The 24795-nt window shown below is 48.2% G+C and carries 20 protein-coding genes and 1 tRNA gene; 2 read left to right on the top strand and 19 right to left on the bottom strand.

Annotation, left to right across the window (positions count from 1 at the left end):
- Positions 1-124: 124 nt before the first annotated feature.
- From MP213Fo_RS12735 to MP213Fo_RS12720, 4 genes are all read right to left on the bottom strand, one after another.
- Positions 125-691 (bottom strand): NADPH-dependent FMN reductase, encoded by a 567-nt coding sequence (locus MP213Fo_RS12735; protein WP_421089352.1) that lies wholly within the window; start codon positions 689-691, stop codon positions 125-127.
- Positions 692-963: 272 nt separating this feature from the next.
- On the bottom strand, positions 964-2523 hold the full coding sequence (locus MP213Fo_RS12730) for a TerC family protein (protein WP_421089351.1): 1560 nt from the start codon (positions 2521-2523) through the stop codon (positions 964-966).
- A 13-nt stretch (positions 2524-2536) separates the two neighbouring features.
- Positions 2537-3004 (bottom strand): hypothetical protein, encoded by a 468-nt coding sequence (locus MP213Fo_RS12725; protein WP_421089350.1) that lies wholly within the window; start codon positions 3002-3004, stop codon positions 2537-2539.
- A 282-nt stretch (positions 3005-3286) separates the two neighbouring features.
- Positions 3287-3964: a DedA family protein gene (locus MP213Fo_RS12720; RefSeq protein ID WP_421089349.1), complete on the bottom strand. Its 678-nt coding sequence runs from the start codon at positions 3962-3964 to the stop codon at positions 3287-3289.
- A gap of 629 nt (positions 3965-4593) precedes the next feature.
- Between MP213Fo_RS12720 and MP213Fo_RS12715 the strand changes: the two genes are divergently transcribed.
- A tRNA-Lys gene (locus tag MP213Fo_RS12715) sits at positions 4594-4669 on the top strand.
- Positions 4670-4971: 302 nt separating this feature from the next.
- Here MP213Fo_RS12715 and MP213Fo_RS12710 read toward each other — a convergent pair.
- From MP213Fo_RS12710 to MP213Fo_RS12690, 5 genes are all read right to left on the bottom strand, one after another.
- Positions 4972-7770, bottom strand: coding sequence for an autotransporter outer membrane beta-barrel domain-containing protein (locus MP213Fo_RS12710; protein ID WP_421089348.1), 2799 nt, complete (start codon positions 7768-7770; stop codon positions 4972-4974).
- Between the two features lie 245 nt (positions 7771-8015).
- A complete protein-coding gene (locus MP213Fo_RS12705; protein WP_421089347.1) occupies positions 8016-9047 on the bottom strand; it encodes a transporter substrate-binding domain-containing protein in 1032 nt (343 codons plus the stop codon).
- Positions 9048-9261: 214 nt separating this feature from the next.
- The gene (locus tag MP213Fo_RS12700; protein ID WP_421089346.1) at positions 9262-10218 is read right to left on the bottom strand and encodes a PhzF family phenazine biosynthesis protein; all 957 of its coding nucleotides are present in this window, start codon (positions 10216-10218) and stop codon (positions 9262-9264) included.
- Between the two features lie 165 nt (positions 10219-10383).
- Positions 10384-11088, bottom strand: coding sequence for an NUDIX hydrolase (locus MP213Fo_RS12695; RefSeq protein ID WP_421089345.1), 705 nt, complete (start codon positions 11086-11088; stop codon positions 10384-10386).
- A 44-nt stretch (positions 11089-11132) separates the two neighbouring features.
- A complete protein-coding gene (locus tag MP213Fo_RS12690; RefSeq protein WP_421089344.1) occupies positions 11133-12257 on the bottom strand; it encodes an endonuclease/exonuclease/phosphatase family protein in 1125 nt (374 codons plus the stop codon).
- Between the two features lie 366 nt (positions 12258-12623).
- Between MP213Fo_RS12690 and MP213Fo_RS12685 the strand changes: the two genes are divergently transcribed.
- The gene (locus MP213Fo_RS12685) at positions 12624-13088 is read left to right on the top strand and encodes a BA14K family protein (protein ID WP_421089343.1); all 465 of its coding nucleotides are present in this window, start codon (positions 12624-12626) and stop codon (positions 13086-13088) included.
- Positions 13089-13125: 37 nt separating this feature from the next.
- Here the strand turns inward: MP213Fo_RS12685 and MP213Fo_RS12680 are convergent, their stop codons facing one another.
- The 10 genes from MP213Fo_RS12680 to ilvN all read right to left on the bottom strand — a co-directional run bounded on the left by MP213Fo_RS12680 (position 13126) and on the right by ilvN (position 24787).
- Positions 13126-14754: an ABC transporter substrate-binding protein gene (locus MP213Fo_RS12680; RefSeq protein WP_421089342.1), complete on the bottom strand. Its 1629-nt coding sequence runs from the start codon at positions 14752-14754 to the stop codon at positions 13126-13128.
- A 179-nt stretch (positions 14755-14933) separates the two neighbouring features.
- The gene (locus MP213Fo_RS12675) at positions 14934-16151 is read right to left on the bottom strand and encodes a PLP-dependent aminotransferase family protein (RefSeq protein ID WP_421089341.1); all 1218 of its coding nucleotides are present in this window, start codon (positions 16149-16151) and stop codon (positions 14934-14936) included.
- A 213-nt stretch (positions 16152-16364) separates the two neighbouring features.
- A complete protein-coding gene (locus MP213Fo_RS12670) occupies positions 16365-16862 on the bottom strand; it encodes a GNAT family N-acetyltransferase (RefSeq protein WP_421089340.1) in 498 nt (165 codons plus the stop codon).
- A 411-nt stretch (positions 16863-17273) separates the two neighbouring features.
- Positions 17274-18293 carry a ketol-acid reductoisomerase gene (gene ilvC, locus MP213Fo_RS12665; protein ID WP_421089339.1) on the bottom strand — a complete coding sequence of 340 codons (1020 nt, stop codon included), beginning with the start codon at positions 18291-18293 and terminating at the stop codon, positions 17274-17276.
- A gap of 77 nt (positions 18294-18370) precedes the next feature.
- Complete coding sequence (locus MP213Fo_RS12660; protein ID WP_421089338.1) at positions 18371-19018, bottom strand: TetR/AcrR family transcriptional regulator; 648 nt, start codon at positions 19016-19018, stop codon at positions 18371-18373.
- A gap of 256 nt (positions 19019-19274) precedes the next feature.
- A complete protein-coding gene (locus tag MP213Fo_RS12655) occupies positions 19275-21119 on the bottom strand; it encodes a potassium transporter Kup (protein WP_421091142.1) in 1845 nt (614 codons plus the stop codon).
- 417 nt (positions 21120-21536) lie between these two features.
- Complete coding sequence (locus tag MP213Fo_RS12650; RefSeq protein WP_421089337.1) at positions 21537-22274, bottom strand: pyridoxine 5'-phosphate synthase; 738 nt, start codon at positions 22272-22274, stop codon at positions 21537-21539.
- Between the two features lie 36 nt (positions 22275-22310).
- Entirely contained in the window at positions 22311-23438 is a 1128-nt protein-coding gene (locus MP213Fo_RS12645) for an ATP-dependent DNA helicase (RefSeq protein WP_421089336.1), read from the bottom strand.
- Between the two features lie 60 nt (positions 23439-23498).
- Entirely contained in the window at positions 23499-24122 is a 624-nt protein-coding gene (locus MP213Fo_RS12640) for a LysE family translocator (RefSeq protein ID WP_421091141.1), read from the bottom strand.
- A gap of 92 nt (positions 24123-24214) precedes the next feature.
- Positions 24215-24787, bottom strand: coding sequence for an acetolactate synthase small subunit (gene ilvN / locus MP213Fo_RS12635; RefSeq protein ID WP_421089335.1), 573 nt, complete (start codon positions 24785-24787; stop codon positions 24215-24217).
- Between the last annotated feature and the right edge of the window lie 8 nt (positions 24788-24795).

Raw genomic sequence — 24795 nt, 5'->3', positions numbered from 1 at the left:
ACGCGTATACTTTAAATTAAAAAATACAAAAATACAAATTATGCTATTTAATATAAAATTATTACTATATAAATCAAAAAAGCCGCTGTGTAACACAGCGGCCCTCTCATTGAACCCAATTGCCTTACTTATTACGAATGGTTTTCAACCCTGAATGCCAGACATTCAACTCACTCAGAACCGTTTTCGCACTGGCTTCAATCATATCTGTGGCAACAAATTCACCATCATCATTGAGAAACTGCGGATAGTTCGGCAGCGGAATACCTTCCGGCAGTGCAACCATACGCAAGGTAGACAAATGCGAGCGCGCAACCTGTGCTGAACGCAAACCACCGGAAACCCCGCCATAGCTCAAAATAGCGGCTGGCTTATAATTCCACTCAAGACTCAAAAAGTTAACTGCATTGAAAAACTCGGCTGGCGGCGCATAATTATATTCAGGGATAACAAAGACAAAAGCATCACCGGCAGCGATAAGCTTGCTCCATTTTTTGGAATGGTCGTGCTCATATTTCTGCGCACGCGGATGATTGGTTTCATCAAAGAACGGCAATTTCACTTCAGCCAGATCAATCAGCTCTGCATCAAACTCGGAGTTTGCAGCGGCGAAATCGTTAAACCACTTAGCAAATTTGTCGCCATGACGGGCAGTACGTGTAGCACAAATAATCGTATACAGCTTAGGCACGGGCATTCCTTTGAAAACGTTTAAAGCAGACTTACAAATAACCCTGCTCAATCAAAACCGGTGAGATGAAAACGAAGCGGACTGTTTTTCCGCAATTACACTTGTATCTAGTCTGTTCAGCCTGAACTGCAAGCAAACTTATTCTCTGGATCAATGAACAATCACAAACGAATATGTGAACAAAGTCATATTAATGGCAAAACCCGCGCCTTGAAAGACGCGGGTTTGTATTGCTTGTAAGGTTTAATGTGATCACTCAAAAGGTGAACGCATTAAATATCATAGGCAGGTAAGGCAGTAATTTTTACCTTGGCAATATTGCGCCGCTCCATAGTCAGCACCTCAAACTCGAAACCTTCAGCTGTAAATGTTTCGCCGCCAACAGGAATATGCCCGAGATGCCAGAGGACAAAACCAGCCAGTGTTGTATAGCGGTCGTCTTCATCCACCAGATCGCAATCGAGCACGCCGCTCAAACGCCGGATATCGGTGAAACCGTCAACAATCCACACGCCGTTTTCCAGCGCCTCAACACTTGGTGTGTCATCTTCATCATCCGGAAACTCACCGGCAATCGCTTCAAGAATATCCGTTGGCGTTGCAACGCCTTCAAATGATCCGTGCTCATCAACAATCACCGCCATCTGTACAGAAGAGCCGCGCAGCTGCTCCATCACCCGCAGCACATTGCTGTGCTCATGCACCACAATCGGCTGTTTCATGGCTTTTTGCCACTCAATCGGCTTGGAATCCGCCAGATAGAGCAGCAGATCCTTTGTCAGTGCCACACCGACAAACTCATCCACCTGCCCGCGTGCAAGAATAACGCGTGAATGCCCGAACTGGCGTAACTCGTTACGCAGCTCTTCTTCACTCGCATCCAGATCAAGCCATTCAACCTCGTTACGTGGCGTCATGATCGAGCGCACCGGACGCTCTGCAAGATCAAGCACGCCGCGGATCATTTCCTTCTCTTCAGGGCGGAATACATCCGCAGCAGCCGTGTGCTCTGCAATAACATCGACCGTTTCAGACAAGGCAGTGTCGCTACCACGTGCGCCACCAAGCAAGCGCAACACCGCACCGGCAGTGCGCTCGCGAAGATCATTGGTCGTAACCCGCTTTTCACGATTATGACGACCAATTTGGTTGGCAGCCTCGATCAGGATCGAGAAACCGATAGCAGCATAGAGATAGCCCTTTGGTACATGATAACCAAAACCTTCGATAACCAGACTGAAACCAATCATCATCAGGAAGCCGAGACATAGGATAACCACTGTCGGATGCTTGTTAACAAAGGCCATCAGTGGTTTGGAGGCAATCATCATCACCGCCATGGCAATCACCACAGCAATCATCATCACCGGCAGGTGTTTTACCATGCCAACAGCGGTTACCACACTATCAAGCGAGAACACGGCATCCAGCACCACGATCTGGGCGATAACCTGCCAGAAGACCGCATGAACCGGATTACCTTCTTTAACGACATTGTCGCCCTCAAGACGCTCGTGCAGCTCCATGGTGCCCTTGGCCAGCAAGAAAACACCACCAAAGATCATGATGATATCGCGCCCTGAAAAGTCGAGTGTGAAAACTGTAAACAGTGGCTGTGTAAGTGTTACAATCCACGAAATCGAAGCCAGCAAAGCAAGTCGCATAATCAGCGCTAGCGAAAGACCAACCAAGCGCGCTTTATTACGCTGGCTCGGCGGTAATTTACCGGCAAGAATTGAAATAAACACAAGATTGTCGATACCAAGAACAATCTCAAGAATAATCAGTGTAACCAAGCCAATCCAGGCATTGGGGTCGGCAATCCATTCCATGGGTTGTCGTATCCTAGAATTTCTGTTGCAGGAAACGGTGGCACAGCTGTTGTGAGCTGTATGCACGCACAAGTTTTAAACCAGCATATGGTTTCAAATGATCAAGCCCGCTGGCTGCATATAAAAACTGCAGGCAACCGAGCAAGCTTAAGAAACGATGTTGTGTATTATTGAGATCATCGCGCAGAACATAAAAAACTTCGAACAACTTCAGAGTCCGAGAACGATTTAACCGCACCTCTAAGGTAGGTAACAGGCGCAACAAAACCATGCAAAAATCTGCGCTTTTTGCATTCGCAATTTCTATAAAACGGGAAAGCTGCACAGTGTTAAAATTCAGCTCTGTGCCAAAGCTGCAGAGATTGCTCCGGAGCCAGCTGCGCTGATAGTCATAGTGCCACAAATATTTTTTTCGGATTGCTACCTGCTTGGAGCGGCAACAATCCGGAATAGACGAATCGTCAGAGTTATCTTCCGGCATAAGAGTTTCAAAAGACCCAGGTTAGGCGCATTAGCGCGATTTAAGAAATATTACGTATTTATCACACCTATACAGATGATAATACGCAATAAATTTCAGAACTTTGTCGCCTTTGTTTTTGGCACTCAGCGACCCGAAACAAAAGATAAAACTCAATTCTGTATTTATAATGGGTCTAAACACAGAGCTAATCAAGTTATTCGTAAAGATATTTTCCAAACAGCCTGACAAGCAATGAATTTTAATCGCTGTATGAGCAAGCAGAACTCGCTGTAGTACATTTTATTCAGCTGGCGTAACCGAGACTTTGTTCTTATCGCGCCCGCGTCTGCGCTCGTGTTTAGGGCGAGCACGCATAAACCGCACCCCGACAACACTGACAATAGTTGCAAGAACGGTCAGTCCAACAGCCATCCAAACCCAGTCTGAACCTTCAAGACGGGAGAAAATTCCTGCACCGCGTCCTGCAAGCCAACCCGGCAAAATCATAACCGGAGCCCAGACCAAAGCTGATAATATATTCGCCGTCTGAAAGCGCTTTTGATCCATAGACATCATGCCCGCGACCAAAGGCACAGTACACCGCACAGGTCCGAAGAAACGACCAAAGAACACCGCTGCAAAGCCATATTTACGAAACAACAACCGTGCCTGCGCAATATGCTGACGATATTTATTCAATGGCCATTGGTGAATAACACGTCGACCAAGCCACCAACCCAGAAAATACGAGATTATATCGCCAATTACAGCACCGATAACGGCACCGATCATAACCGGTATCGGATCAATAATTCCTGCACCGACCAATCCGCCAATAGCAAGCATAATAGGTGTCGCCGGAATCAACATGCCAATAACAGCCAATGATTCCCCGAATGCGATCAATCCGACAATAGGTCCCGCCCAGACCTGATTAGCCGAAATAAAATTCCCGAGATCGCCGATAAAGCCGTCCATTGAACCCTCAGATCATACAAAGCACTTGGGAAAATCCCTTTACCTGCTTCGCTTGCATGCTTGTAACAGATAAATACGGCCTGTCATTAAACTAACCAATACCATTACGGACACTATGCGAATTTTTTAAAACCTAATTATGGCACAAAAAGAAAACTCTGATGACAGAAGATCCCCTCAGCTACAATAGATTCTGATATATTTATTGCACAAATGCCGATCTACGCGCGTAGATACTATCTCACAGCATTAAACATTAAAAACAACGAATGAGCAGCATGAAATAGCATACTCATATGCGTGCAGCGCCCGCCTCTTATATGTGTCACTCTCCCCTTCACATCAAGCCAGATCATCGGGCACAGCTAAATTTTCTTTTAATAAAAAAGAGGACACCAAAAAGCTGGCTGAGCCACACCTTGTTTACCCATGATAAAAGGTATTTTTAAAGATCCGGCCTTTCTCAAGGACGTGTCATAAGGCTCAATACAACAAACAGACTATCAGCATGTAAGCTGGTAACCTGAGATAAACACACATTTTTTCTAAAAAAATAATTTCATGACTAGACAGAGCTGCAGCACCACTTTATAGAACCGCTCACTTGCTGCACTTTAAAGCAGTCGAGTGGGTGCGTAGCTCAGTTGGTAGAGCAGCTGACTCTTAATCAGCGGGTCACAGGTTCGATCCCTGTCGCACCCACCAAGCTTTTCAATAGCTTAGTGGTATCCCCCCAAAAAACAAATCTCTACAATTTACAATCAGTTTACAGTTTTATCTTTTTTATAGTCCTATTACAGTCGTTTTTCTCACTGCAGTATTTAGTGATTTTGCGGAAAAGCGAAAGCTGCAATGACTTGCAGAAAGCGGGACGCTTGGAGTTTCAGCGGACGCTGCAGGACCGAAAAAAGCACGTAAAGACTGATGTTGATACCTGGTATGGCCGACAAGGCTGGTAAACAAAAAAAGCCCCGAATTTCTTCAGGGCTTTTTTATTCTGACATAACCTACCACTTAACACGCAGACCGATATTTCCCTTAACAGTATAACTGTCGCCGAAATTGTTCAGGCTGGTATTCAGGCTGCCTTCACCATAAAGGGAATATTTATCATTATCCCAGTTATAGCTGCCACCTAATCCAACACCACCCCAAACACGGTCTTGTCTACTGGCTAAGCTCACACCAGACAAATCAACCCGCGTACCCTCCATGAACTCGTAATACATATTAGCAAGACCATAGACATTGGCACGATTTGTTAGACCCGCAGCATTTTGCCATGAAGACTGGTGATCCAATGTTGCTCCCAACCGACCCTGCAGGCTTTCACCCCTGTCAAGACTAACTGCAGAGCCAAACCCATCGGTAAAATCATCAAAATCAACATGCGAATAGACCAGCTGTGCCTGCGGCGTTACCGACCATGCAGGGTTCAGGTCAATACGCTTACCTGTTTCAAGTGACAGTGTATAACCGAGGCCTTTATTACCATCCTCCAACACCGGTGCACCTTTAGCACTGGTTGTCAGATCGCTTTTATACCATGTAAGCTGCGCCTGACCGTCTGCGTAAAAGCCATTATCGCCATACCAGGTCAGATTGCCGCCAACACCATAACCGTCGGTTGAAATTTCACCGTCATCATAATTGGCAGAGTTGGTTTTGGTCTTACCGTGAAGATAATGAACCGTAACCCCTCCGAGCAGATTACCACTCTCCGCAGCTCCCAGAACACCGTCAATCCCGGCCTGTAGTTTCAGAATATTCTGATTGTAATCAGTGCCGGTGCTTGAGTAGCGCTGTTCAAAGTGATTATGCGCTCCCTCAATGCGACCCCAAACACCATTACCCTTGGCAAGCTGCCCTGCCTCTTCCGTGGCGGCAAAAGGCGTTCCGATCGCATCTGCGCCCTGAGAAATGACCTTGTTACCAGCACCGGACCAGATGCGGTTGCCAACACGCTGACGCAATGTCGACACGCCATTCAGCCCGAGCAGTGCCTGAGGATAGGCTTCATAGACTGCGGCACCTGCCTGATATTCAGGCTCAGGCGGCAGTGGCGGCTCAGGCGGCAATGGTGGTTCTGGTGGCAGCGGTGGTTCAGGATCAACCGGCACTAAAGATGAACTTAAATACCAGTTACCATCTGTGGGGGTTGAGACACCATTTTTGCGTAATTTATAGGCATAAGCTCCGGCAACAATGGCTTGTTCACCTTGCTTGGTTTCATAATCACCTAACAGCGTAAAAGTACCGTCCGATTTGCCTGCTACATCAATAATTTTAATGCCTTCAACCGTTTGCGCGCCTGTACCACCAATATTGGTGACCTGAACATTCGTGGTTCCGGAGGTGTCCTTATTAACAATCAACCTGTCAGTCACAGAACTATCATCGCCGAGAACGGTGTTGATATTCAACGCGCCGCCCTTACCGGTATAATTATTGCTGACAACCAGCTGCGTACCACCCTTGGTTCCAAAGCTTACTGTGCCTTCATTGGTCAGGCTTAGTAAGGTTTGATCAAAGTCGCCCGCATTCAGTGCGCCCTTAGCTGCAAGAGTATAATCAGAATTAGGGCTAAAGCTGTTAGCGGCTCCGCCAGTCAAAGTCCCACCGGAGATAACTGTCGGCCCGTCATAAGTGTTTTGCCCAGACAGTAATGTTGTGCCCGACATATGATCGACAGCACCTGTGCCCGATACCGGTGAAGCAAATATATATTTACCGGTTGTGTCTGTATGATTAAATACCAGACGCCCCTCACCGGCACCGAATTCGACAGCTGCTGCCTCAAGTGTACCCGGTGCTTTTGCAGCATCGGCCGGCAGGGAACCAATAACTAAAGTCCCCTTTCCCTTATCAGCAACACCAACAAGAACCTTCTGTGCAGTGGTAACTTTACCACCGTCAGAAATGATAAGGCTACCCTCGCCATAACCATCAGAAGGCGATGCATATTTAGAGCTCATACCAAGTGAAATATCTTTCGCGACATCCAGTACAGCCCCTTTTCCGGCAACTGTTATGACGCCCACACCGTTAACCCCGTTATTCAGATCATTTGTGAGAACAACAGATCCACCTGCACCGATATTCAAGGTACCAAAGGATTCAGGGTCAAAAACAGTATCGCGTTTACCATAGCCGAGGCTTAACAGATCACCTTCCCAGCGGGCATTTTCTCCGGCAACATTGACCACACCGTTACCGCTATACAAGCCGATATAACTGGCATTCCCCACACTGATAAGTCCGTCAGCGCCAACATTAACGGTTGCACTGCCTGAGTTAATGCCAATATTAAAAATATTATCAACTTTATAATGACTGTTTTTACCACTCACACCGAGTGTGCCAACGGATCCTTTAAACTCTCCCATAGTAGAGCTTATAACACTAACCGTAGCTGAGTTGACGATCATATCGCCTTTGCCGCCATTGATGCCAAGCACAATACCGTTTTCGCCATCGATATGTCCGCCATCTGTCACAGTCATGGTGCCGTTCCCACCAGCCCCGACATGAATTTGGAAGTAAGTTTTTAAAATAGCATTAGCACCGGTTATATTGACCGTGCCTTCTGAATTAACTTCTTTACCAATATCAACGCGATAAGTAGACACAGTACCGCCGCTGTCAATATTCAGTGTCCCCACACTGGTATTGCCAACAATTAACGACATACTCGGATCGCCCCACGGAGAGGGATGGGTACCGGGTATTGTAACAGTTTCGCCGTCAATGATTTCTGGCGCAGAGAAAGCCGGGACAATACCCGTAGCAAGGATTAACGGCGCCATACTTGCAACCACGCCTTTCCACTTGGTAACGCGCCCTCCGCGTCGGAGAAAAGACAGTATATTTCGAAATTTAGTCGGCTGCATGGTAAGGCATCTCCCAATACGTTACTTTGGGAGCAATATCTTATGATTATGGTTAATATAATATTAAACTAAATAATTATTATATAAAATACTTACATAGTTACTTGAAAATTATTTTATATTGCTGCACTAGCCAGTAACCCTTTGATAACAGCCCTATTTTATGGTTGATATCCGAAATATTTATTTTTAAGCCTCGCCAGACTTTCATTTTCGTGCGCACTGATAATTGCAACGGTTGCCGGCTTAACCAGAGAGCTTTGCGGTGGAAATGCAAAGCCGTATTTATCAGGGCTAAAGACATTACCAACGACTTCCAACGGCGCTTTCGGATTGGTATGGACATAATATTCAAGGACAGGTGCATCAGCAACAACAGCTGAAACCTCATCATTGATCAATGCATCAACGGCGTCTGAGAGATGGTTAAAAGGAACCGTAGCAATAGATCGCGCCTGCAAATAGGATTCAGCAACACTTCCTACGCGCACAGCAACCGATTTATCCTGCAGGTCAGCCACATTTTCAATTTTTCGGTTAATATGCGTCACCGTCATCACGCTGGTTACAGATGAGGTAACATAAGCGATAATTGCAATACCACATACCATCCAGAAGGCTTGCCAGATCCGCCCGATCCAGCCGAAAAGATTTTTACGTGTGGTTTTACCTGATGTTGCTATCGACATAATATGATAGAAACTTTCAGCAAACCCTTCACGCCACCGGCTTGGAAAATTGCCATCAAACCGCCGGTCGAACAGCGTTAATATGATTGTGGAAAGCACAATAACAAAGGCAATCCATGCATAGGTCGCCAGATGCCCTGCGCTCGAAAGCCCGGACACTATATCCGAGAAAGTACTGCCGGCCTCACTATGGATCATCACCCGCAAACCGGCATCAAACCACGGATGCGTAAAATCAACCAGCTTAGCCCTGTTTTCCGTTACCGTAAGATTTGTTACACCAGCATCAACGTCGCTGCTAGCAACCGCACTGATCAAATCTGAATATGTTTTAAACTCTACAAAATCAGTCTTTTTGCCAAGACGTTGCGAAACATCATTCCACAACTCAACGGCCATACCTGAAAAGTCATTGTCTTTTTTGATTACAAAAGGCGGGCTGACATATACGCCGACCTTGAGGTTTTCAGAGGTGTTTTGTTGTGAATAGGCCTGAGCGGACATAAACAATCCGGCCATGACAGCCGCAATAATAAAAAACACGCGTTTCAAGGTATATATTCCAAGTTTATGAATTTAACTGATCAGGACATTATCATTTGGTTTCAAAAATGAAGTCAACTTAAAAATTATCAGTACATATATTTAAACATATATTTAAAATCAGAGATTATAAATCTAAATTTTGTACATTTAAAAACAGATGAAGCCAGCATTACTAAATCTGCAAATAGCCTTGTGCAACTTTAATCGCGCTGCCGCCAATGCGTGCGCCCGTGAGTTTCTTTGCAGTCACATCCAGCTCCAGACTGATGCGTGAGGGGCGGCCCATTTGTATACCCTGCTCAATCCACAACTGTGTTAGCCCTTCAGCGGAACTATCAAATTCGTGTATCGCCCCTGCAAATGCTGCCACAGCGGATCCGGTAGCAGGATCCTCATAAACATGCTTACCGGATGTAAACATCCGCGCATGATAATTGCTCTCAAAAAACCGCGTCTCACGGGTGTAAATGTAAAAAGACATCGACCGCCCGTTGACCATCTGGATGTGGTCTTCCACAAAAACCGGATCCACCACCACTTTGGCAGCAGCAATCATATTCTTCACCGGCACAAATATATAAGGCTTGCCGCCGCTCCACACCGATGGCACGTGATTTTCAAACCCGATTTCATGGGTATTCAACCGCAGAGCTGCTGCCACAGTCTCTTTCTCAATTGTAATATCCAAACGCTCCGGCAGGCGCGGCAAATCAAACTCGGCAAAAGCGGAAGCACTTCCAGTGCCGCTCTGGTTAGCGCTGTTGCAGTGTACAGCAATACGTACAGGCCCGACTTTTTCTTCCAATATCATAATTTGATCAGTCTGCGGGCATGCGCCATTGCAGTTTTTAAATGCCAGCGCAACCGCCGTTCCCACTGTGGGATGACCAGCAAAATCCAGTTCATAATCCGGTGTAAAAATACGGATGGAAGCCATATGCACAGGGTTTTGCGGCGGGGCAACAAATACTGTTTCTGAAAGATTAAACTCACGGGCTATTGCCTGCATTGTCGCATCATCCAGCCCTTCTGAATCATGCACAATTGCCAGCGGATTTCCGGCCAATGGCTTATCTGTAAACACATCATAGATTTCGTAGAAGCGCCCCTGCATTGTATCACAGCTCATTCTACCGCCCCTTAAAAACCTATACCTGTTGCTCTGCATCATGCCAGTTAGTACAGCTCTTGAATCAACAAGTTCACACTATCTGTTAAAACATTATAATGATTCATGATTTGCTTTTTACACGGCAGCAAATCAGTACAATCATTGCTGTAATGATCGCTACTATTACGCAAAATACCATTGAGTGAAAGCATGTATATGCGCAGGGCTGCGTGTATCAAGCTGATGGCCTTGCCCGATCATCAGAACATGGGATAATTCCGGCTGAATTTGCGAGGTAATAAACTGCTCCGCCTGCGCCAACAATGCATCGCCGGTTTGAGCAAAGTTGTAGCAGCGAAACAATGCCAGACTGCACTCACTCTGCACCAGATAATAACCGCTGCAGCGTTCAGACTCATAAAGATCAATGCCGGTTTCTTCCAGCACTTCGCGTCTGGCATTCCTTTCGAAATCAACCTGTCCGTCCACAATATCCTGATCATCATTTGACCCGGCAGGAAAATAGATTTTACCGCCTACGGCATTATGCGCACCCATCTGGCCGAGTAACAGCCGGTTATCGGAGGAGACAATGACACCACTGCCAAAAATATGAAACGGTTTGTCAGGGCTTAAATCTTTGCGCCAATAGAGCAGACTGCGAAAACTGGTGCGCTGATAATTACTTTGCAGCACACCATCTATCAGGCTGGCCTGTGATGCCAAATAGATTTCACCATCATAAAGCGTCGGGTTGGCTGCCAATTCATGCTGCCAATTATCATCAATAGCCTGCTTGTTATGCTGTACATAATCAGGCTCACCAGCAGTCACACGCACGCTGATCTCACTTAAAGGGTAGACTTTATTTCGCTCAATAGCTTGCATAAGTCAGCTCCGGTTACGCGCATATTTCACTTTGCCGCAAGTATTTAAAGCGTCAGTGTAACAGTAACAGGACAATGATCGCTGGCTTTTGGCCTGTCCCAGCCCGTGCGTGGAAAGCGTGCGACTTCCTGCCCCTCAGGAAATACAGTACGATACGGTTGCCCGTTGCGGATAATCTGCGGAACAGATTGCGGGTTACGCTGCGCCAGTGCCGGTGATGCCAGAATATAATCGAGCTGGCACAGATGGCGCTCCTCAGGGCCGCGTGTGTGATAAAGCGTCCAGCGATCGAGCTCCGGTCGCCGCTCCACAAGATTAACCGCAAAATCACCTTGTAAAAATACTTTCAGACAATTGTCCGGCTCCTGTACCGGCGTAAAATTATAGCCGTCCCACTGATCGCCGCTGATTGCAATTTTTTCATAATAATCATTCAGATCACCGCAAATCAGCCATGAGGCCTCAGCTGCCGCCGCACCGAATTTTCGTTCAACAATCATACGTACAGCTTTAGCCTCAGCAGTCCGCACCGGCAAAGTTGCCAGTCGGGGATCCTGTCCGTAGCGCGCACCACCCATGGATTTAAAATGCGTCACAAATACCGTGAGAGGACGCCCGCCGATCAGCAGATCAAGCGCCAGACAATCACGCTTAAATATCTTTTCATTCGCCTCAATACCATTCTGCGCCAAAACCGGATCGTAAATCCCTAAATCCTGATAGGTCAGATGAGCATGGCTTTCGAGCTTCACCAGCTCGATCGTGTGGCCACTGACGCTCAGATCGCGCATCATCACGCTCACATCAATGCCCCGGCTGTCATTACCGTCAATCAGATATTTATGCTTGTAGCCCTGGCCGACCATTTTGAACAAGTAACCATATTCAAACGCATTAAGCGCCGCCAGATCATCAACCTCCTGCAGGCACAGAATATCAGCCCGCGCCTGCGCAATAGAAAGCGCCGATAGCTGGCGGGTATCATCCGTATGCGCGACCATCCGCGCTTGCTCCAATTGCCGGTATTGCGCCTCACTATCGATTTCAAACAATTGCAGCGAGCGGTCTTGCCTGCCTTCATTACGGTAGCCGCTAAAATCAAACCGCCGCATCAGGTTCTCAATATTGAATGTCGCCAGTGTAAATCTGACTGCTTGTTGTTCTGGCATGTCTTGGGCTGCTACAGGCATCATCAGGCAATCAATCCGGTTGAAGGAAAAGGGGCAACACGGCTTCGCTGAAGCCGATGCAAATCAAACGCATAGTTTAACCTAAAGCCTGACGGTTGAATTGCAATCGCCTGTATCAGCTGATTCAAATTTTCAATAAAACAGCCTATCCCCTTCAATCATCTGGGTTTAAGCACTATATTAGAGCAATATAGACTTACGCTAGAGCGGGTAACGTTCAGGTTGGATCGCAGTTCTCGCTCTAGACTTTAGCTTTTTCGCATTGTCATATCTATCAAGTTGATTCAACTTGATAGTGAAATGCTCTAGCAGAAGAACCCGCCCACCGACCCGATTGGAATAATTATGCCTCGCTTCATCCTGAGCATAGTATTTGCACTTGCAAGCCTGTTCGCCCTCGCCTCAGCACAGGCCGGTGACATCAAAGGCACAATGGATATACGCGGCAGCAGCATTGGCGGCGGCGGTCTTCAGCCACTTTCGCCTAAAGGCATGTTAACGATTGGCGGCATTACCGGCGGCAACAAAGCTGATCCGGGATCGCGCAATTGCTACGGCTCGACACGTTGCAAAGAAAGCGGTTCATATTACTCAGAGCAAGGCGTGATGCAGTATAAAAACGGTGACCCTGTAGTGAAGCGCAAACGCACACGTCCGATCTCCGGTGCAGATGGCAATACAGAAAATATCAATGCCAATAATAACAACCACACCTATTGGTGCAGCAATCAGTACCGATCTTACCGGGCATCGGATAACAGCTACCAGCCGTTTACAGGTGGTCGCCAGAGCTGCAACTCACCCTATTAAAAACAAACCCCGCTCAGAGCGGGGTCTGTCGTAAGGATTAATCCTTAGTCACATCCGTAATATAATTGGCATCGGCAACCATATTAAAATTATGAACATTCTTGGCAGCTACCGCGGTTTCGATCTGCTGATAGAGCATCACGAACGGGCTGGTTTCCTGAAAATCCTTCTGGATTTTGTGATACATTTGCTCACGCTTGGCGGTATCGGTTTCCTTGGCAGCAGCCATGGTTTCTCGTGACATTTCAGGCATATCCCACGTGCTGCGCCATGCAGTGGTTTTCATGCCAACATCATCGCCATTATCCGGATTATAGGAGAAGGTCGAAGCATTGGTATGCGGATCCCAGTAATCAGGCCCCCAGATACCCAGTGACAGCTCATGCTTGCGGGCGCGCACTTTTGTGGTCGTCAGCTTGCCGTCACCCTGCAACAACTCAACTTTAATACCGGCCTTACCAAAAGTCTGCTGAATGCTCTCAGCAATACCAACATTGGGCTGGGTGTTACGCACATCAAGCGTAATGCTGAAACCGTCTTGCAAGCCTGCATCTGCCAGCATTTTTTTGGCCTTTTCCACATCAAGCGTAAACGGCTTGTCACCAATCGCACCAAACATACCCAGCGGCAGGAATGACTGATGTGTGCGACCAATACCTTTGATCAGCGTATTTTCAATAGCGTCATAATCGACAAGATATTTCATCGCCTGCCGCACTTCAAGTTTGGCAAGGTTGGCAACATTCTGATTTGCGGTCAGATAAAATGTCCGCCCCTTCGGAGCGCTTAAAACATTAAAATCGCTGTTTTTGGCGAATTCCGCAATATCACCCGGCTCGAGATTACGGGCAACGTCAATATCACCGGCCTGCAAGAGCAAACGCTGCGACACGCTTTCTTTAACATGGCGATAAATCGCCCGCTCCACGCCCGGCTTAGCACCGCTGAAATTGTCATTACGATCGAGAAGAAGCACTTCATTCGGGCGCCATTCACGCAAGACATACGCACCGGAGCCGGCATAATTGCGCTTCAGCCAGTCATAGCCGAAGTCTGTTTCGAACGGCATGGCTTCCGTTTTTTCAACTTTAAGCGCGTGCTCTTCAACCAGTTTGCGATCAACAATAGAAGCAACACTGGAAGACAGCGCATTGAGAACAAAGCTCGGTGCGAAAGTTTCTTCCGTAGAGAACACCACCGTATTATCATCCGGTGCGGTGATCAGTTTATCCACATTGTCTTTGTTCAGACCAAACTGGCTGATGATAAATGCAGGGCTGAGATCCATCTTGATCGCACGGTGCAGAGAATAAACCACATCTTGCGCTGTCAGCGGATTACCGGAGGCAAATTTCAGCCCCTGCTTAACCTTGAAAGTAATGGTCTTGCCATCATCCGAAATCACCCAGCTTTCAGCAACCTGCGGAATGATTTTTGTCGGATCGGCCGGATCGGTTGTAATCAGGCGCTCATAGGTATTGGTCAGAATTTCTGACGTTGTGATCTCAAAAATCTCCGCAGGATCAAGCGAAATCACATCATCCATCGCAATCGCAATAACCAGCGTATTGGCCGGCGTTGCAGCATACGCCCCCGCAGCGCCTACAACCAGACCAAGCGTTGATGCACAAGCCAGAGCCAGTGTGTATTTTCTTATAATATTCATGGAGTTCCCCGACAAAACAAAACCCGCGCCTCACATATTGGAGGACTCAGATCCTATTGTATGACAATGCGTTCAAGCTACAGGATTGCTCAAAAAATCCAAATTGAATTTACCTGTCTATTACTAAATAGCAAAAAGCCGGAGCACTGCTCCGGCTTCTTGCATCTCATAGCATGTGCTTATTTTTCATGCGCACGGATCAGATTGCCCAGGCGCTGAATACCCTGTTCAATCATTTCGTCATTGGCACAGGAATATGCCAGACGCAAAGTGTTGGTACCGCTGCCATCAGCATGGAAAGCCTTACCCGGCACAAAAGCAACTTTTTCAGTCGCAATGGCTGCTGCCAGCAAATCTGCACCATTCATATAATCAGGCAAAGTCACCCAAATGAACATGCCACCCTCAGGCTTGGTCCATGTAGCTGATTTCGGCATATATTTATCCAGCGCTTCCAGCATTTTATTGCGGCGATGTGAATAAACAGCCTTAATCTTGTTGAGCTGGGCATCAAACCCATTGGAAGCCACTGTGTGCACAACAATCTGATTGATGGTTGAGGAGTGCAGATCAGCAGCCTGCTTGAGCAGCACCAATTTGCGAATAACAGTGGCATTACCAACTACATAACCAACGCGCAGCCCCGGGGCCAGAGTTTTGGAGAAAGAGCCGCAATAAATTGTGCGGGTGTCTTCAATCGAGCCTTTACGCTCAATTTCCAAAGCCAGAACCGGCGGTATATGTTCGCCGTCATAGCGCAGATACTGATAGGCCGCATCTTCAATCAGCGCGATATCCATTTCATCGCCAAGATCAATCAGCTTTTCACGACCTTCGCGATCAATTGTTTCACCGGTCGGGTTGCTGAAATCGGCAGAGAAATAAGCAAATTTAACGTCACCGCCGGCAGCCTTGGCCGCTTCATCATAAGATGCAGGCGTGCGGTTGCCGTTTGGCTGCAAAGTGTCATAGGTCGGCTCATAAGCGTTAAACGCCTGCAAAGCTCCAAGATAGGTCGGACGAACTACCAGCGCCGTATCATTTGGCGACAGAAACAGCTTGCCGATATAATCCAGCGCCTGCTGCGAACCGGAGGTGATGAAGATATTTTCAGCGGTACAAGGCACGCCGATTTTAGCCATTTCGCCCTGCAGCCATTCACGCAGCGGCTTATAGCCTTCACTCACTGAATATTGCAGTGCTGAATCGGATTGGCCGGATGTGAAAATATCTGCGTAAGCTGATTTGAATTCCTCTGCCGGAAACAGCGCCGGATCAGGAATACCACCTGCAAAAGAAATAATATCCGGACGTTCAAGCAGTTTCAACAATTCACGAATTTCAGATGCACGCATACGCGAAGACCGTGTAGCGAATATTTTTTCCCAATCCAGCATGGGGTTTCCTCATCAATTCAAAAACATACAGTGCATAAAGCACAAATTTCACAAAAAAGCTGTCTGCCTTTGGTGATCACATTATGCGTATTTCACTTTAAAACAAGCAAAATATGTCAGCAATACTGACCTTTTATTCGATTTATTGCGATTAGCACAAAATTAACGCCACAATCGATCAAAAAGTGGCGCTTTAAACTAACAATCATGCGCTCAAAGCACTGGGCGCAGCATCATGACCTCATCCATCATCGTGCCGCCCACATTAATCCAGTTGGGTCTGCGGCCAAATTCCGTGAAGCCTTCTCGCAAATAAAGACGATAGGCGGAGAGATTATCGGCGCTGACACTGAGCTCGAGTTGTTGCATACCGGCTTTGCGTGCATGATCATTCACAGCATGCAACAGTTTCTGAGCGATGCCTTGACCGCGCATCGCGCTTTGCACATAGACCATAACAATGATGGCACGATGTGCAGTTCTGGCGCCTGTTTGCGGCCACAAGCCAATAAGGCCGACCGGAACATCCCCATCAAATGCAGCGTAAACCGGACTATTCAGCTTGTCGCGCCACTCATCATCGGAGAATTTTTCCCAGTCTTCAGCAGCCGAACTGTACGCTTCCGGATGCAGACGCAAGGCTTCAAGGCGGATCTGGCGCAGAATTGCAAAATCATCGGCCAACAACTGCCGTATTGTTATCGTGCTCATCTCATAACTCCCTCACGGGAATGTCTTGCCACAAATAAGCAGAGCCGCACAAACAATTATTTGTGCGGCTCTGCCGAAAGCTGAATATTATGCAAAATCAGATCAACGCAACCTGATAAAACAGCAAGCCTTGTCGATCAGTCTGTGCTTGCCAATCACCCGCACCGGCGAAGCCAGGCCAAACTGATATCGGGGATCGGCAAAGCTCAACTTGATGAGTTGCGGTCTTTGTCGACCAGTCTGTGCTTACCGATCACCAGCACCGGCAAAGCCGGGCTAAACTGATGTCGGGGATCGGCAAAACTCAACTTGATGAGTTACGGTCTTTGTCGGCCAGTCTGTGCTTGCCGATCACCCGCACCGGCAAAGCCGGGCTAAACTGATGTCGGGGATCGGCAAAACTCAACTTAATTAGTTACGGTCTTTGTCGACCAGCTTGTTCTTGCCGATCCATGGCATCATGCCACGCAGCTTGGCACCAACTTCTTCAATCTGGTGATTGTCGTTCATACGACGAATCCCCTTGAAGCGTGCTGCACCGGCTTTATATTCTTGCATCCAGTCGGATGTGAATTTACCGGTCTGAATGTCGTGCAGAACGCGCTTCATTTCAGCTTTGGTATCTGCAGTGATAATGCGTGGGCCAGTTACATATTCGCCCCACTCAGCAGTGTTGGAGATCGAATAGTTCATGTTGGCGATGCCGCCTTCATAGATCAGGTCAACGATCAGCTTTACTTCGTGCAAGCACTCGAAATAAGCCATTTCAGGGGCATAGCCGCCTTCAACCAGCGTTTCGAAACCGGCACGGATCAGCTCAACCAAACCGCCGCAAAGAACTGCCTGCTCACCGAACAAATCGGTTTCGCACTCTTCTTTGAAAGTGGTTTCGATAACACCTGAACGACCGCCGCCAACGCCTGATGCGTATGACAGGGCCAGATCATGGGCATTGCCCGAAGCATCCTGATGAATAGCGATCAGACAAGGTACGCCGCCGCCCTTCTGGTATTCGCCGCGCACGGTATGGCCAGGGCCTTTAGGCGCGATCATCACAACGTCAACAGTGCTTTTGGTTTCGATCAGACCGAAATGTACGTTCAGACCATGTGCAAAAGCGATCGCCGCACCATCACGCAAATTTGCATGAATGTGCTCTTTATAGATTTCTGCCTGAAGTTCATCAGGGGTCGCCATCATGATCAGGTCAGCCCATTTGGCTGCATCTGCAACACTGACAACTTCAAAACCGTCAGCTTCAGCTTTTTTAACTGTTGCTGAATCCAAACGCAGCGCAATGCGCAGGTTTTTCGCGCCGGAATCTTTAAGGTTCAGCGCATGGGCGCGACCCTGGCTACCATAACCAACAATAACAACATTCTTGGTTTTGATCAGATTTACGTCGGCATCGCTATCGTAATAAACGCGCATAGGATATTCCCTTCTTTCTATGCATAATCAGGCTCACCGGTCCTTGTTCAAAACCGGTTAAACAGTATTTTTCCCGCTTAAGAAGCAGATTTATTTCCGTAAAGGACGAAGAAATGGCGCGTTGCCGTTCTGGCATCGCGGATGATTTCCACATCATTCACGTGATGCTGATCACCGAGCAGCAGACGGATCTGCATATCGCGAACAACAAGTCCGAAGAATGAGGCAAAAGCCTCATCAATATCATCAAAGCGCAGCAACCCTGCTTCACGTCCGGTTTCCAGCACTGGCTTAAGCCGGCGCGCCATAGCAATCGGGCCGTTGGTCAGCACGATTTCACCCAGCGCAGATTTGCCGGAACCGGCATGGCTCACAGCCAGACGGTTCAGCGCCACAGATGTTGCACCAGACAGCACCAGCAACCAGTCGCGGGCAAAATGCTCCAGACTGGTAAAGAGCGATTCTTCATCAAGCCCTTCCCGTGCCACTGGCACCACACGCACTTTAGCGGCCTGCCACTGCACCGTTGCGGTCAGTAGCCCGTCACGATCACCAAACCATTTATACAGCGTTTCTTTAGAGCAGCTGGCGCGGCGCGCAACACTTGCCATTGTCAGGCTGTCTCCGCCTTCAACCAGTAATTCAAGCGCGGCATTCAGCACATCCTTCTGACGATCGGTCAGATCAAGACTGGTTACTACACTATCCGGCTGCTGCAACTGCACGCGCTTATACTCCTGAAATTCGTCGTAAACTCTATAATTACAGCACACCGGAATCTCACCATGCGTACCGTACGTTACGGTACTATGCCGCGCAGTTCCTAGCATTGCAAGGGGCAATTTAATGTTTAGTCACAAATTTTACATCGCAAAAGAGTAGCCCGAAATGAATTAAGCGGCTTTTGGGGTAAGATAGACGAAGCACAAATTAACAGCGCTATTTTTCCATGTCAAAAAATCGCTCTTTTCAATAAATGGCTTACAAATTAACCTGCGTACCGATTTCAACCACGCGGCCTGTCGGTATCTGAAAATACTCTGTTGCATCTGATGCTGTACGCGCAAGCATGATAAACAGCGCAGCCTGCCAGCGCGGCATCGGCGAGCGTGGTGATATTCGCAAAACCCGCCGCGACAAGAAGAAGGATGTGGTCATAATGTCATATTTCCACCCAAGCTTGCGGCAGATACCAAGTGCTCGCGGAATATTGGGCGATTGCATATATCCAAAACTCAGTGTCACCAGCATGAAGCGTCCACTATATTGCGAAACCCTCGCGCGGTCCTCGGCCGGCACCCATGGTTTTGGTGCTGTCACCACTGTCAGAATGACATTATTCTCATGCAAGACTTTATAGTGTTTCAGGCTATGCATCAGAGCCGTTGGTACGCTTGCCGGATCACCGGTCAGAAACACAGCCGTTCCAGCTACAATAACCGGCTCTTTGCGGGTCATCTGATCAATAATAAGATCAAGCGGCACTTCGGTTTTTCTGGTCTTCTGGAAGAGATGCCGGCTGCCTCTCACCCATGTCCACATCACCAGCAGAACGATTGCCGCAACCATAATTGATGCCCAGCCCCCCTGATGCACCTTGACAATATTAGCACTGAAGAACATCAGATCCACCAGTGCAAAGCCAATAATCGGCACCAGCACCATGGGCAGGCTCCACTTCCACAAGCGTCGCATGACAAAGAATAACAAGGTAGTTGTCACCAGCATATTACCGGTTACCGCAATACCATAGGCCGCAGCCAGATTGGTTGACTTTTGAAAGACAACAACCAGCAGAACAACGGTGATGCCAAGCAGCATATTAATGCGCGGCATATAAATTTGACCATGTAATGTTTCAGACGTATGCAACACTTCCAAACGCGGCAGAATATTGAGCTGTACCGCCTGACGTGCCAGCGAATAGGTTCCAGTAAGCACCGCCTGACTGGCGATCACAGTGGCAGCAGTTGCCAGCAGCACCATAGGCAGCAATGCCCATTGCGGCATCATCTGAAAAAACGGATTGGCAACCGCCGCGCCGCCTGCCGCACTATGTGAAAGAATGAATGCACCCTGTCCGAAATAATTAAGGATCAGGCATGGAAATACAATCCATAACCATGCGCGCACTATTGGCCTGCGTCCGAAATGGCCAAGATCGGCATAAAGCGCTTCAGCACCGGTGACCGCCAGAAATATTGCGCCCACCGTCGCAAAGGATGTACCGGGATTGCCGCCTAAAAAGGCATAAGCATAATATGGATTAAGACCGGCCAGAATGCCCGGATCATCAAAAATATGAATGAATCCGGTTATTCCGAGCGCCAGAAACCACACCATCATCACAGGGCCAAAAATACTCGCCATTCGCCCTGTACCGTGGCGCTGCACAAAAAACAGCACCAGCAAAATACTAACCGTGATCGGCACCACATAAGGGGTAAGGCTTGGCGCCACTATTTCCAGCCCCTCAACGGCAGACAGCACAGAAATCGCCGGCGTAATTACCGCATCGCCAAAAAACAATGAGGCACCGATAATTCCGATGCCGAGAATAATATCGGGCCGGCTGGCAAAGCTTGAGCGCACCAGCGCCATTAACGAGAGAATACCGCCCTCACCATTATTATCAGCACGCAACACAAACAGCACATATTTAACTGTAACAATCAGCGCCAGCGCCCAGACAATCAGCGATATCACACCAAGGATTTCACCCCGCAGCAAATTACCGTCTGATGTTGCAGCATGCAGCGCTTCACGAAAAGCATAAATCGGGCTGGTTCCGATATCACCATACACAACACCCAAGGCACCAATCATCAGCAGCCTGAGGTTTGCTGCCGGGCCGTCAGGATCACTTACTTCCTCTTCGACACTGATAGACGCAGTCTGGTTAGCAGCATCTTGGCGTTGCGCTTGGTTCATATAATACCTTTGGACTAACCGCCCGCGGCGAAGCAACGAGCTAATTTATCTCATATTCAAAAAACAACGCTCCGCTTTATCAATACAAAAACGCATGACAGGAGTGAGTAATTGCGGAAGCGGATAACTGTATATAGATGGTCAAAAAAACATAAAAGCAATATGGTAACTATGCATAACTTACGTGCCTAGCCGTTACAAAAACAGATGGCTCATCACCATATGGCAAGCCATTCTAAAAGTCTTCCTAGTAAATAAAACATTTATATTCAATACTTTAATTCAACTCCATGAATCAAAACACGAACACACTCACCCAAGCGCTTTTATAAAGCGCTGTACTGACTGACGCATACCATATTCCAGCGCATCCGCTGTCAGGCCATGTCCGATAGAGACTTCGCTTAATGTTGGCATCACTTTGGCCAGCGCCGGTAAATTAGCCACTGTCAGATCATGGCCGGCATTAATACCAAGCCCAAGCTCAACCGCTTTGGCAGCCGCCCGCTCAAGCAGATCAAGCTCCCGCAGCTGAGCCTTCGGATCATTATAGGTTGAGCCATAAGGACCGGTAAAAAACTCCACCCGGTCTGTACCGGTATCACGCGCAGCCTCCAGCCCCTCTGTGGTCGGATCAGCAAATAGTGACACCCGCATGCCTTGCGCTTTAAGACGTTTGATGACGCTGCGCAGCATTGTCTGATGGGTAACAAAATCCCAGCCATGGTCCGAGGTATTCTGTGCCGGATCATCCGGCACCAACGTCACCTGCTCAGGTTCATATTTTTCAACCAGCGCCAGAAACTCTTCTGACGGGTAGCCTTCAATATTAAACTCAGCACTTGGAAATTCATCATCAATCAAAGCACGCAGATCACCCAGATCAGAAAAGCGGATATGGCGCTGATCAGGTCGCGGATGCACAGTGAGCCCTGATGCGCCGGCATCAAGCGCCACACGCCCCAAACCGGTTACACTCGGCCATGGCAGGTCACGGCGATTACGCAGCATGGCCACAGCATTGAGATTAACCGACAGGGTTGCAACCATAATCCTAGCTCCATCAATCAAGTAATCCGGCGTCGTTTAACGCACAATCGTCAGTCTTTCAGCGGCACGGGTAATTGCCGTATAGAGCCAGCGTTCGCGTGTATCGCGGAAGGCGTAGCTCTCATCAAACAAGACCACATTATTCCACTGCGAGCCCTGCGCTTTATGGGTGGTGAGCGCATAGCCATAGTCAAAATCATCAAAACGCTTTTTAGTCTGCCACGGAATTTCTGCATCCGGATCTTCAAATTGCGCTTTCAGAAGCTTGATCTTGGCAACGCCGCGACCCGGCTCCTCATCTTCCGGAGCAATCAGCAGGTTAATACCGGGCTTCACTGTCTCTTTGGAGGATGTCATCACCTTCCAAAGCGAACCGTTGAGCAGACCTTTTGCCGGATCATTGCGCAAACACACCAATTTGTCACCCGATTGCGGATAATCAGCGGTAAAGCCCTTCAGCTCACGCAAACGCTGATTATAGCGTTTACGGGTACGGTTGGTACCCACCAGAACCTGATCAGCATCAAGCACAAGATCTTGCGTGACCTCAGATTTATTGATCACCTGTGCCGCGCCAAAATCACCATAAGCAAGCTCACGGCCTTCACGCACATCCAGCGCCAGACGGATAATCGGGTTATCACGTGCCTGACGGTGAATTTCGGTTAAAAGATAATCCGGCTCATGCTCGGTAAAAAACCCGCCACCGGTAATCGGCGGCAGCTGCCCCGGATCACCCAGCACCAGAATAGGCGTGCCGAAAGTCATCAAATCCCGGCCAAGCTGCTCGTCAACCATAGAACATTCATCAACCACAATCAGTGCGGCTTTTGCCACTGGGCTGGAGCGGTTGAGAGAAAAGGTCGGAGATATCGAGGTTTTGCCGGTTGTCTCATCTTCAATCGCTTCTTCGCCTTTCGGCCGGTAAATCAGCGAATGCAGCGTACGGGCATTGCTCGCGCCTTTAGAGCGCAGCACCTGAGCGGCTTTACCGGTAAAGGCAGCAAACTGCACCTCACCATCCACATGCTCGGCAAAATAGCGTGCAAGTGTGGTCTTTCCCGTTCCTGCATAGCCAAAAAGGCGGAAGATCGGAGAACGGCCCTGTTTCAGCCATTGCGCTACCGATTGCAGCGCGGTGTCTTGTTCCGGTGAAAATTCCATTATATCTCTGCCATCATTCCTCTGATTGACCGGATTCGCGCGCAAAGAGCAAGTTCTCTCTCACTTTAGCATCGGCCACAGGCTTAAAACCAGCAACAGAGCCATCGTCAGATTGAACCATTTCAAATAGACCGGATTTTCCAGCCATTGCCGTAACAGGCTGCCAAACGCCGCCCATGATGAAACGCTTGGCAGATTAATCAGTGCAAATACCACGCCAATCACAAGAACTGACCATGTATAGGCCTCGTGCGAGGTATAGCTGGCCATGGCTGTAACCGCCATAACCCAGGCCTTTGGATTGACCCATTGAAACAATACCGCCTGCATAAAACTCATCGGTCGCGCTGATGTGTTATCCGCCTTCCCCACAGATGTGGTATTATTAGCTTGCCCCACAGATGTGGCTGTAGCAATTTTATAGGCCAGATAAAGCATATAGGCACCACCGGCAAATTTAAGTGCCAGATAGAGCACCGGTGCAGCCTCCAGCAATGCACCAAGCCCGTAACCCACCCCGAGCAACAGCAGAAAAAAGCCGGTACCAATACCCATCATATGCGGAATAGTGCGGCGAAAACCAAAATTAACACCCGATGCCAGCAGCATCAGATTATTGGGTCCCGGTGTGATCGAAGTGACAAAGGCGAACATCACCAGCGTCATAAATATATCTGCTGAAATTATCATAACAAAGCACAGGCTTTCAAAAAAAAGCACCGCAGCTCTTTAAACAGAACGGCGGTGCTAACTCACAGACATTATTGAAAGAGCAATTACATGCCTTCAGTTCCGCGGATCATAGCAGCCACACCGGTGCGGCACACTTCAATCAGACCAAGCGGTTTCATAATCGCAATGAACTGATCAATTTTGGCGCCCTTGCCGGTGATTTCAAAAATGAAATGCTCAACCGTTGCATCCACAACCTTGGCTTTAAATGCATCAGAAAGGCGCAGCATTTCTGCACGGTCTTCACCGGTACCAACCACTTTAACCAGTGCCAGCTCGCGCTCGACCGGACGTTCATGACCAAGCTGCTGGGCATGATAGGTCAGATCAACCACACGATGCACCGGCACAATCCGCTCCAGTGAGTGACGGATCTGATCGAGAACATTAGCGGTGCCGCGTGTAACAATGGTTATCCGCGACAGGTGCTTCTCATGCTCGGTTTCAGAAACCGTAAGGCTTTCAATATTATAGCCGCGCCCTGAAAACAGGCCGATAACACGGGCAAGCACACCCGGCTCATTATCAACCAGCACCGAGAGAGTGTGTGTTTCAGGTAGCTGTGTTTCTTCCGTTAGAAAATAAGCTGAACCGGAAGCTGAATTTTGTGCGTTCATAATCAATA

The sequence above is a fragment of the Pseudochrobactrum mosebachae genome (assembly GCF_048914685.1).
GTDB lineage: Bacteria > Pseudomonadota > Alphaproteobacteria > Rhizobiales > Rhizobiaceae > Pseudochrobactrum.
Note: the sequence above shows the minus strand (reverse complement) of the source record. Positions and strands in the feature narration are given on the sequence as shown.